Origin of the sequence: Peribacillus sp. NPDC046944, assembly GCF_050272735.1 — a bacterium.
Lineage (GTDB): Bacteria > Bacillota > Bacilli > Bacillales > DSM-1321 > Peribacillus.
Genome location: NZ_JBNNML010000017.1, coordinates 39,985 through 50,627 on the forward strand (window position 1 = coordinate 39,985; position 10,643 = coordinate 50,627).

Genomic DNA, 10,643 nt, shown 5'->3' on the forward strand with positions numbered 1-10,643 from the left:
TTTCAGAAAAAATGTGTCTACCAAGAAGGGAGAGGACCATGGGAAAGTATCTTGCGATGATTCGCATGCGTTTTTTGATGATGCTTGCGTATCGAACCGATTATTATACCGGTATTTTAATTTATAGCATCAATATTGGTGCTTATTATTTCTTGTGGAATGCAATATATGGAGAGAAAAGTTCCATTGAAGGGTTATCCAGCATGCAGATGACCACCTATGTGGCGGTTGCCTGGATGGCGCGCGCCTTTTATTTTAATAATATTGACCGTGAGATTGCCGATGAGATCAAGGACGGCAAGGTCGCAATCGAGATGATTCGACCTTATAACTATTTAGGGATGAAGACGATGCAAGGCCTGGGTGAGGGGATTTTCCGTTTCTTTTTCTTCTCCATTCCAGGTATGCTGCTCGTCGCCATCATTTTCCCCATCCATTTGCCAAATGAACCGGCAACATGGGGGCTTTTCGGAATTTCCCTGTTATTCAGCTTCATCATCAATACGCAAATCAATTTGCTAACGGGAATCACGACATTTTTCTTATATAATAATGCTGGATTGATCCGGGCAAAACGGGTCATTGTTGATTTGTTTTCAGGCTTGTTATTGCCTATCAGCTTTTATCCAATCTGGGCACAGGACATCATGAAGTTTCTGCCGTTTCAAGGAATCAGCTATGTCCCGAGTATGATTTTCACAAATGGATACGGAACGGGAGACATCGGCATGGCTCTTTTACAGCAATTGATCTGGGTCATCATTCTCGTTATCCCCATCCAGGTTTTATGGATAGTCGCAAAAAAACAGCTGATTATTCAGGGAGGTTGATGGGATGTTTTACGTATCAATGTTTTTTCAATATGTGAGTCAGTATATGAAAACGAGATTGCAGTACCGGGCGGATTTCGTCATCGAGATTCTTTCTGATTTGTTGAACCAAGTCGTGAATCTGGTGTTTATCTTAGTGGTCTTCGGACATACGGAGTTCCTAAGCGGGTGGAGCCGGGATGAAATCATTTTCATATACGGTTTTTTCCTTATCCCGTTTGCACTATTTTCATCCTTTTTCAACATCTGGGATTTCAACGATCGCTACATCGTCAAAGGGGAGATGGACCGGATTTTAACAAGGCCGATTCACAGCCTGTTTCAAGTCATCTTAGAGCGGATTGAGCTTGAATCATTATTTGGAGTCGTGACCGGTTTGATCATCATCTTCTATTCCGGTGTTTCGTTAAACCTGGAACTAACTTGGTATGACCCGATTCTCTTCATCATCTTTGCAATCGGCGGGGCACTCGCGTATGCCGCCATCTTTGTTGCGATTGCAAGCATCGGCTTCTGGTCTGATGCCAAAACGTCCATCATGCCGATGATGTACAACATCGGGAACTACGGGCGCTATCCGGTTGATATTTATAACAAGGTCATCCGCTTTGTTCTGACTTGGGTGCTGCCATTTGCCTTTGTCGGTGTGTATCCCGCTTCCTATTTTCTTAGAAAAGAAGAGTGGTACGCGTATGCATTTGCCACACCTGTTATAGGGGTCGTCTTTTTCATGATCTCGATCTTCATTTGGAATCAGGGTGTGAAAAGGTACCGCGGAGCAGGAAACTAAAAAAAATCCCTTCAACAATTTTGTTGAAGGGATTTTTTTTGCTTATATGCGTTTGTTTTTTCTCTCGACATATCTAGCTTGTGCTTGGACGTACTGCCGTTTTTCTTCTTCCGTTTCCGGTTGGACCTGTGGAACCGGTATGGGCTTTCCATCTTCATCTATCGCAAGCATCGTTAAAAAAGCGCGGGCGGTGAGTTGCTTTTCGCCAGTCAACAGGTTCTCCCGTTCTACTTTTACGAATACCTCCATTGACGTTCGATGGGCACAGGTGACATAGGCTTCCAAATTGATTGCATCCCCGGTCTTGATGGGGGCCAGGAAGTCAAAGGAGTCGCTTGAAGCGGTTACGACCGGTTTCCGGCAGTGGCGCATCGCTGCAATGCAGGCGATTTTATCCACATAAGCCATCACTTTTCCACCAAAGATGGTATTGTGATGGTTCGTATCAGGTGGAAAAACGAGGTCCGTTAAAAACGTCCGTGACTGTTGAACGGGAATGCCTGTTGTTAAATCAGTCATTTTCCTGTTGGACCAATAGCTTATTCCGGACAACCGTTGCGGCTTCGACCATATTTTTCAGTGAAGCGACGGTTTCTGGAACGCCCCTTGTTTTCAGGCCACAGTCAGGGTTGATCCAAAATTGGTCTTTATCCAGTACCTTGATGCCACGTTCGATCATATCGACCATTTCTTCCACTGCAGGAACGCGAGGGCTATGAATATCATACACACCAAGGCCGATTCCTTTTTCATATGTTTTCTCCTCGAATGCGGAAGCGAGCTCGCCGTGGCTACGGGACGTTTCAATGGAAATCACATCAGCGTCCAGGGAAGAAATGACATCCATGAAGCTATTGAAATCACAATAGCACATATGGGTGTGAATTTGTGTTGTGTCTTCGACGCTCGAAGTGGAAATCAGGAATGAATGGACCGCCCAGTTTAAGTACTCATCACGGTCGCTTTTTTTCAATGGAAGGCCTTCACGCAGGGCTGGTTCATCGACTTGGATCATTTTGATCCCTGCTGATTCCAGTGCCTCTACTTCTTGTTTCAAGGCCAATGCCAATTGATAGCAGATATTTTCCCGTGAAATATCGTCACGGACGAACGACCAGTTCAGAATCGTAACAGGACCGGTCAGCATTCCCTTCACCGTTTTTTTCGTCAAGGCTTGTGCATACACACTTTCTTTGACCGTCATCGGATCGATGAAATGGACATCTCCATAGATGACGGGAGGTTTGACACAGCGGGAGCCGTAAGATTGAACCCAGCCTTTTTCAAGGAAGACGAATCCACCCAATTTATGGCCGAAAAACTCGACCATATCGGTCCGTTCAAACTCCCCGTGCACAAGGACGTCCAATCCGATTTCTTCCTGGATATCAATCCATCTGCTAATCTCCTCGTTCACGAATGCTTCATATTGATCAGCCGTCCATTCACCGCGTTTGAATTTCCCGCGGGCCTGTTTAACTTCCGCGGTCTGCGGAAAGCTTCCAATTGTCGTGGTTGGAAGGAAGGGCAGGTTGAAATACGCCTGTTGTTTTTGATAGCGCTGTTTAAATGGCAGGGTACGGCCATGGGATTGCTGCTTCGCCTGTTCGACAGCGGATTGAACGTCTTTATGGTTTCTGGCCTTTGAATTCTTTAAGGTCTGCCATGCAGCTTTGTTTGCCGCCAGCTTTTCTTCGATTGATTCTAGACCTTCGCTGTTCCCTCTGACCAAAAGCGTGATTTCTTCTAGTTTCTCATCAGCAAAGGCAAGGGCTTCTTTCACTTTGCTGGCCAGTTCTGTCTCGTTTCGAACCGTCACTGGCACGTGTAGCAGGGAGCAGGAAGGTTGAATCCAAATCCGATCTTCGGATACGTGTTTCGTAATGGACTCGACCAACCCGATTTTTTTCGTCAAGTCAGAAAGCCAAATGTTTTTCCCATCAATCACACCGGCCCCAAGTATTTTATCTTTTGGAAAGCCGACTGTTTGAAGATTGCTGAGATTTTTTCCTTTGTCATGGACCAAATCAAGGCCAATTCCTTGAACGGGCAAGTCAATCACTTCTTGGTAGTGCTCTACAGCATCAAAATATGTTTGCAGCATGATGTTCAGGTTGGGGACAGCTTCGTTCAATTTTTCATACAGGTATGTAACAGTTTTCATCTCGTCTTTGGAAAGGGAAGAAACAAGGGAGGGTTCATCGACCTGCACCCACTTCACTCCTTCTTGTTCCAGCTCTCGCAAAATTTTTGTGTATAAAGGCAACAGGCTCAGGATGATGGCCGGAAGATCTTTTTTATCATAGCCTTTTGACAAAGAAATGAATGTGTAAGGTCCGACTATAACCGGCTTCGTATCGATTCCTAGTTTTTCCTTGGCTTCACGGTAAGCAGTAAGTGGCTTGTTTTCTGTCAACGTAAGCTGGGATTGTTTTAGCTCTGGAACGATATAATGATAATTTGTATTGAACCATTTCGTCATTTCGGAAGCGACTTCATCCTTGTTCCCACGGGCCATTGAATAATAAACGGAAAGGGGGACCATGCCGCCTTTATAAGCCGAATAGCGTTCTGGCACCAGGCCGAACATGACGGACATATCGAGCATTTGATCATATAACGTAAAGTCGTTGACCGGGATGATATCGATGCCTTGATCTTTTTGTTTTTGCAAATTGCCTAAACGGATCGCTTCCAATTGCGCCGTGAATTCCGTTTCGTTTAATGTTCCAGCCCAATATGCCTCTAATGTACGTTTCCATTCACGATCTTCACCGATTCGTGGGTACCCTATATTACTACTTTTCAACACATCCATCTCCTTTTAATGAAATAACAACAAAAAAGCATCCCTAACCGTCAAAAGAGAAAGTTAGAAATGCTTAAAATAAAGGGGCACGAAAATACCCCTTATCATTATAAGGTCCCTAACACCTCCCTATCTCCCGTAGGTTAAAACAGTGTTGTCGAAATAGGCAGGTCTCCTGACTCAGGGAACTCTTCCTTAGCACTAAAAGCCTTCCCAATCCAAAAGGACCAGTGGCATCAAACAAAAGCGCTATACATTCCCATTACAGTGGCGGGACCGTGCCGGAATTACACCGGACTTCCCTTTTAATCCTAAAAGCTTAGGAACCTATCTCCACATATGAAATTCATAAAAAACTCCGTCCGCATAAACACGGACACTAAAATTTACAAAATATTATAAAAACTTAACCCATCTTAGCATATCCCGGCCAAATGGGTCAACAAGGAAAAAGTCGGGAAATGGGGTCTGACCCCCACCATGTGGCACGAGAACCCATGCTGTATCTATGTTTTCTTGATGGTGCAGCAGCTGGGAAATAGGGTCTGACCCCTAAAACGAGCATATATTGACTCGCAAAAGAGTATGTATAAGGGAAGTGGGTTGTTTTTGAAATGAGGCGTGGGGGATGACCTTTTATATTTTGATTGTGGGGATTATCTTTTGCATGGTGATGAGCATTCGGACCTTATTTCTTTCTGAGTCGGAGGCAAAGAAGTTTTCTCTTGAAGATATGCTGTGGCTCGGCAATTTATATGCGACATTATTAGTCGGTTTTGCACTGATTTATTTATTATACGAGCTTCAGAATCATTCGGTGATTCTTGATATGGGCAATCGCTTGGATGGAACCTTTTCCGAGCAGCTGAAGACTTCATTTTATTTTAGTGCGATGACGATGTTCTCCGTCGGATATGGGGATATCTCCCCAATCGGCATTGGCCGGATGATCGCGACAATCCAAGCATTCATTGGCTATACGCTTCCTGCGGCATTTGTGATCAGGGCTGTCATCGATTTTGAACAGAAGGAAAGAAAGAACAAGAAATGAAAGTTGTGTTTCTTTCGATTATTGGGTACGCTTACCATGATGAAAGAAATGGAGGGTTTAGAATGACGGTCGAAATTGGAGAAAAAGCACCAGACTTTCAATTACCAGCAAACAACGGAGAACAAGTTACCCTATCAGGATTCAAGGGTAAACACGTTGTATTATATTTTTACCCAAAAGACATGACACCCGGTTGCACGACGGAGGCTTGTGATTTCCGTGATGCTAATGAACAATTCGAAGAGCTTGATGCTGTCATCATAGGCATTAGCCCGGACCCGGTAACACGTCATGAAAAATTCATTGAAAAACATGGGTTGCCTTTCCTGTTGCTTGCTGATGAAAAGCAAGAAGCCGCTGAATTATATGGCGTATGGAAATTGAAAAAGAACTTCGGTAAGGAATACATGGGCATTGAGCGTTCGACTTTCCTGATTGATAAGGAAGGAACGATCGTTAAAGAATGGCGTAAAGTCAAAGTAAAGGGCCACGTCGAAGAAGCGTTGGAAACTCTTCGTGACCTAGAAAAATAAGGTACAGGCTAATGAAGGATGAGCGACTTATCAAGCTTGCCAAGCAGCTGATTCATCATTCACTGAGGCTGCAGGCGAAAGAGCGAGTCTTGATCCGTGGGCCTGTTGCAGCAAAGGCCCTATTGAAGGAACTGATTGACGAAGCCTATAGAATGGGGGCCTATCCTTATGCGGAACTTGAAGATGACGAAATTACCAGTCATCTGCTAAAAGGGAATGTTAAGGAACAGCTCGATACCTTATCAAAATGGAATTATAAGAAATACGAAGATGTGGATGCAGTCATCATCATATCGGGCGATGGAAACGAAGGGCGAGGAGTGAGTGTCCCTCATGAGAGATATCGCCTTCAGGAGGATGCCATGAAAACGTCCACCATGTTCTTCGTCAATAACCGGCGCTGGGTGTTACTGAATTATCCGACCATTGGTTCTGCAAAAAATTCCGGCATGAGCTTTGAGCAGTATGAAGATTTCTTGTTAAACGTGTGCACACTTGATTATCACAAAATGGAAAAGTCCATGAAGCCTCTAAAGGATTGGATGGATCAAACGGATCAAGTTCGGATCATATCGCCGGGGACTGACTTGGCTTTTTCCATTAAAAATATCCCCGCTGTCATTTGCGCTGGTAAAAACAATCTTCCAGATGGTGAAGTGTTCACGGCACCGGTAAAAGACAGTGTCAATGGCACGATTTCCTTCAATACTGCTTCCGCCTATCAAGGAGAGGTATTTGAGGGGATAACCCTTACATTTAAAAAGGGAAAAATCATGAAAGCTTCTTCCAATCAGTCGGACCAAATGAACCGTTTGCTCGATATGGATGAAGGGTCCCGGTACATCGGGGAATTCGCCCTGGGAATCAATCCGTATATCATGGAACCGATGGGTGATATCCTATTCGATGAGAAGATTAGTGGCAGCCTCCATCTTGCCACTGGTCAAGCTTACCAAGAGGCCGATAATGGAAATCAATCATCGTCTCATTGGGACATGGTCTTGATCCAGCGACCCGAATATGGCGGCGGAGCGATCTACTTTGATGATATACTGGTTCGTAAGGACGGTTTATTCGTGCCACGGGAATTATGCGAATTGAATCCAAATCAATTAAAATAAAGCCCTTTTTAATAGGGAGAGGCGTTTGTCCAACTCAAATAGAGGACCCCTGAATATGATTTAGTAAGGGAATACCTCCTCATAGAAAGTTGCGCGGGACATTCAGTGCCCGTGTTTTTTTATGTAAAGAAAAGGAGAGATAATCATGTTAGTATTTTCAACAATCATTCCGAATGAAGACATTCAAAAGAAGATGGCACAAGCATTTCCCGATTTGACATTCATTTATCAAGAAACTTGGGCGGATGAAAAGCTCCAAGAGGCCGAAGTTCTTATTACATATGGAGAAGATTTAACCGATGAAATCATTGAAGAGGCAGTGAACGTGAAATGGATCATGGTCATGAGTGCCGGATTGGAGTTAATGCCTTTTGCCGCCATTGAGAAACGCGGAATCATGGTGACCAACGCTAGGGGCATCCATAAAATCCCGATGGCTGAATATACAATCGGCATGCTTTTACAGTATGAAAAGAAATTAAAACAACTAATTGAGAATGAAGCGGGAGAAATCTGGGACCGGAAGATAGAAGTAGGCGAGTTGAATGGAAAAACGATGCTTATCCTAGGAACGGGGGCAATTGGAGGGGAAGTGGCACGTCTTGCCAAGGCTTTTAGAATGACGACCCTCGGAGTGAATCGTAGTGGGAAAGCCGTCGAACACATCGATCATCTATACGCCCTTACGGAGCTTGAGAGAGCATTGCCTAAAGCGGATTATATCGTAAGCGTCTTGCCTAGTACGGATGAAACGAAGGATTTGTTAAAGAAAGAACATTTTAAGGCAATGAAACGTACAGCCGTCTTCGTGAATATAGGACGGGGAGATCTGTTCAAGGAAGACGTGCTCATAGAGGTCATGCAGGAGCATGAACTCGCTCATGTGATACTGGATGTATTCGAACCTGAACCGCTAGTGAAGGGCCACCCATTCTGGAATATGGAGCAGGTCACGGTAACCCCGCACCTATCAAGCAAAAGCGGCGAATATTTACCAAGGACCTTTGCAATCTTTGAAGAAAACATGAAAGTCTACCTAAAAGACGGAAAGGATTTCATTAATATCATCGACCCTAAAAAGGGATACTAGGACCAACTAGAAAAACAGGAAATAATTAAATGAATGAGGAATAAACTAAGGGTGTAGATATATTGACAAAGCTTGCTTATGGGGAGTACACTATTTATAAACATTACAATGTAATAATTCATACTTAATTAGAAAAAGAGGTGGATGACGGTGTCTGAAGTTCAGTTGAAAGAAGCGTTGGATTCCCTTAAAGATACCGGTGTAAGAATAACTCCTCAACGCCATGCAATTCTTGAGTATTTGATAGACTCCATGTCGCATCCTACTGCTGATGATATTTATAAAGCGTTAGAAGGCAAGTTTCCGAATATGAGTGTGGCTACGGTTTATAACAACCTGCGTGTGTTTCGTGAAGTGGGATTGGTCAAAGAGCTTACCTATGGCGATTCGTCAGCTAGATTTGATTTCGTAACAACGAATCATTATCATGTTATCTGCGAAAGCTGTGGTAAAATCGTCGACTTCGATTATCCTGCATTGGATGAGGTCGAGCACTTTGCAGCACAGGTCACCGGATTCAACGTAAGTCACCATCGGATGGAAATCTATGGGGAATGCACGGATTGTGCAAAGAAAGAAGCGCATTAAAAAAAGTTCCGCCACTTGGTTGGAACTTTTTTTGTTGCAAAAGCACTGTAACTAAAATCCATTCCATTCAGTCGTTCAGGCTTTTGCGATTATATTTTTCGTCGAACTCTTCGCCTTCCAGCTTTTTATCAAGGGTCAGCGTTTCATTGCAATGCATACATATATCGACCCTACCTAATATTTTCGTAGGCTTCCCACAGTTCGGGCAGATAACCTGTACCGACTTTGTGGACAGCATCCCAATCCAAAAGTAAACGCCCGTGCTTGCGATAATGAATAGAAGTCCAAGACCCATGAAGAGCGTCATGACGATAGGGTGCGACTTAAAGAATAGACCGATATACATCACGATAAAGCCAACGAAGATCAAACTTAAAGCAAACGTACGGATTTTATTGATTTTGCTAGAATATTTAGCCATGTTAGACCCTCCTAAAATATAACTTTAACTATAACATAAACTAAGGTTGGAACAAAAAAGAAATAAAGGATACAAATGACTTATGGTTGACCCGAGGAAAAATAGGAAGGAACATCTAGGCTCAGAAAACAGGATTTTTGAAGAGAATTGTCGAATGTAAAAAGAAAAATGGTTTTGGAGGAATTTATAATGGAAGATATCCTTCGCCCGATTTATCAAGAGCGAGCAAGTTTGAAGTCCACATTAGGGATTTTGTTAATAGAAAAAAGGGAGCACAAAAGCCCCATCACTGATACGTTTGATTATGTCCTATTTGTCATCGTGGATGATGCAGAGGAACCTGTATTTTTAAAGCACTATACCTATCAGGATAAGAAAGCGGCTTTACATGTTGTGAAAGAAGAGCAAGTCAAGGAATGGATTTTATTAGGGTCGAATCGTAAAGTCGTGGATTGGATTTATAATGGGAAGATTTTATTCGACCGAAATGAATACCTGGAGCATTTAAAAACCGAAATCCGTGAGTTTCCCTTCTATGGAAGAAAGCTGAAGATGGGAATGGAATTTGCAAAGTTAATTCGTAGGTATAGGGATGGAAAAGACTTTTTTGAGAATGGCCATTACCTGGATGCCTATAACCATATTGTTCACTCGCTACATCATCTAGCCCGATTGGAAATAATAGAACAAGGTTTTCATCCAGAGGTGACGGTTTGGAATCAAGTGAAGCATATGGAACCTGAAATATATAAGTTGTACGAAGAACTGATTAGCAGTGAAGAAACCCTGGAGAAAAGGTTGGAGCTTCTTTTTCTAGCTAGTGAGTTCCTTATTTATTCCCGTACTAATGCCGGTTCTCAACACCTACTGGAAATAATGAATGCTAGAGAAGGATCTTGGACCATAGCGGAGTTAATGGAGCATCCAGAACTAAGTTATTATTCAATCGATCTAGGCGTTCTTTTAGAATACTTAATTGAAAAGAAAGTAGTGGATACCATTATAGTCGAGACCAAAGGGCACGATGTTTATCACCGATTTTATAAAGTTTAAAAAAATATACTAAAAAATCATTTTTAGTATTGACCAATAATAATATAGGTGTTATATTAATACATGTCGCTGCGGGACATCAGCTTTCGCAGCTTCAACGAAGCTTTACGAAATAAAAAAACATCAAAAAACATGTTGACAACTTAAATGAAAACATGATAAGATGTATAAGTCGCTTACGAAGTAAACGACAACGAAATTGCTCTTTGAAAACTGAACAAAACAAAGCGCCAACGTAAATTTTGAGTGAGCACACACTATAAAAAAAGCAAAATGAGCAAGTCAAACATTTCTTCGGAGAGTTTGATCCTGGCTCAGGACGAACGCTGGCGGCGTGCCTAATACATGCAAGTCGAG

General features: G+C 42.9%; 11 protein-coding genes, 1 rRNA gene and 1 riboswitch. Of the genes, 9 read left to right on the forward strand and 3 right to left on the reverse strand.

From position 1 onward, the window contains the following. Positions 1–38 precede the first annotated feature (38 nt). Positions 39–830: an ABC transporter permease gene (locus ACQKIC_RS19670; RefSeq protein WP_402871388.1), complete on the forward strand. Its 792-nt coding sequence runs from the start codon at positions 39–41 to the stop codon at positions 828–830. 4 nt (positions 831–834) lie between these two features. After that, positions 835–1,620, forward strand: a complete 786-nt coding sequence (locus ACQKIC_RS19675) for an ABC transporter permease (RefSeq protein WP_402871385.1) — start codon at positions 835–837, stop codon at positions 1,618–1,620. A gap of 42 nt (positions 1,621–1,662) precedes the next feature. Here ACQKIC_RS19675 and ACQKIC_RS19680 read toward each other — a convergent pair whose 3' ends face one another. Then, positions 1,663–2,139 (reverse strand): acyl-CoA thioesterase, encoded by a 477-nt coding sequence (locus ACQKIC_RS19680; RefSeq protein WP_402988839.1) that lies wholly within the window; start codon positions 2,137–2,139, stop codon positions 1,663–1,665. Then, the gene (gene metE / locus ACQKIC_RS19685) at positions 2,132–4,438 is read right to left on the reverse strand and encodes a 5-methyltetrahydropteroyltriglutamate--homocysteine S-methyltransferase (protein ID WP_402988836.1); all 2,307 of its coding nucleotides are present in this window, start codon (positions 4,436–4,438) and stop codon (positions 2,132–2,134) included. The genes ACQKIC_RS19680 and metE overlap by 8 nt, the downstream gene beginning before the upstream one ends. A 139-nt stretch (positions 4,439–4,577) precedes the next feature. Further along, a riboswitch (cobalamin riboswitch) is annotated at positions 4,578–4,775 on the reverse strand. A gap of 282 nt (positions 4,776–5,057) precedes the next feature. On the opposite strand from metE, the gene ACQKIC_RS19690 reads away from it, so the two are divergent. From ACQKIC_RS19690 to perR, 5 genes are all read left to right on the forward strand, one after another. Then, positions 5,058–5,480: a potassium channel family protein gene (locus tag ACQKIC_RS19690; RefSeq protein WP_402871377.1), complete on the forward strand. Its 423-nt coding sequence runs from the start codon at positions 5,058–5,060 to the stop codon at positions 5,478–5,480. A 62-nt stretch (positions 5,481–5,542) separates the two neighbouring features. Next, positions 5,543–6,013: a thioredoxin-dependent thiol peroxidase gene (bcp, locus tag ACQKIC_RS19695; RefSeq protein ID WP_402871374.1), complete on the forward strand. Its 471-nt coding sequence runs from the start codon at positions 5,543–5,545 to the stop codon at positions 6,011–6,013. Positions 6,014–6,024: 11 nt separating this feature from the next. After that, a complete protein-coding gene (locus tag ACQKIC_RS19700) occupies positions 6,025–7,134 on the forward strand; it encodes an aminopeptidase (RefSeq protein WP_402988833.1) in 1,110 nt (369 codons plus the stop codon). A 145-nt stretch (positions 7,135–7,279) separates the two neighbouring features. Further along, the gene (locus ACQKIC_RS19705; RefSeq protein ID WP_427592176.1) at positions 7,280–8,224 is read left to right on the forward strand and encodes a D-2-hydroxyacid dehydrogenase; all 945 of its coding nucleotides are present in this window, start codon (positions 7,280–7,282) and stop codon (positions 8,222–8,224) included. Positions 8,225–8,368: 144 nt separating this feature from the next. Next, positions 8,369–8,812, forward strand: coding sequence for a peroxide-responsive transcriptional repressor PerR (gene perR / locus ACQKIC_RS19710; protein WP_402871367.1), 444 nt, complete (start codon positions 8,369–8,371; stop codon positions 8,810–8,812). Between the two features lie 67 nt (positions 8,813–8,879). Here perR and ACQKIC_RS19715 read toward each other — a convergent pair whose 3' ends face one another. Then, a complete protein-coding gene (locus ACQKIC_RS19715) occupies positions 8,880–9,233 on the reverse strand; it encodes a YgzB family protein (protein ID WP_402871365.1) in 354 nt (117 codons plus the stop codon). 189 nt (positions 9,234–9,422) lie between these two features. Here ACQKIC_RS19715 and ACQKIC_RS19720 point away from each other — a divergent pair, with 189 nt between their 5' ends. Beyond that, a complete protein-coding gene (locus tag ACQKIC_RS19720) occupies positions 9,423–10,286 on the forward strand; it encodes a nucleotidyltransferase-like protein (RefSeq protein ID WP_402871363.1) in 864 nt (287 codons plus the stop codon). Between the two features lie 291 nt (positions 10,287–10,577). Continuing rightward, positions 10,578–10,643, forward strand: a 16S ribosomal RNA gene (locus ACQKIC_RS19725); the annotation flags it as partial.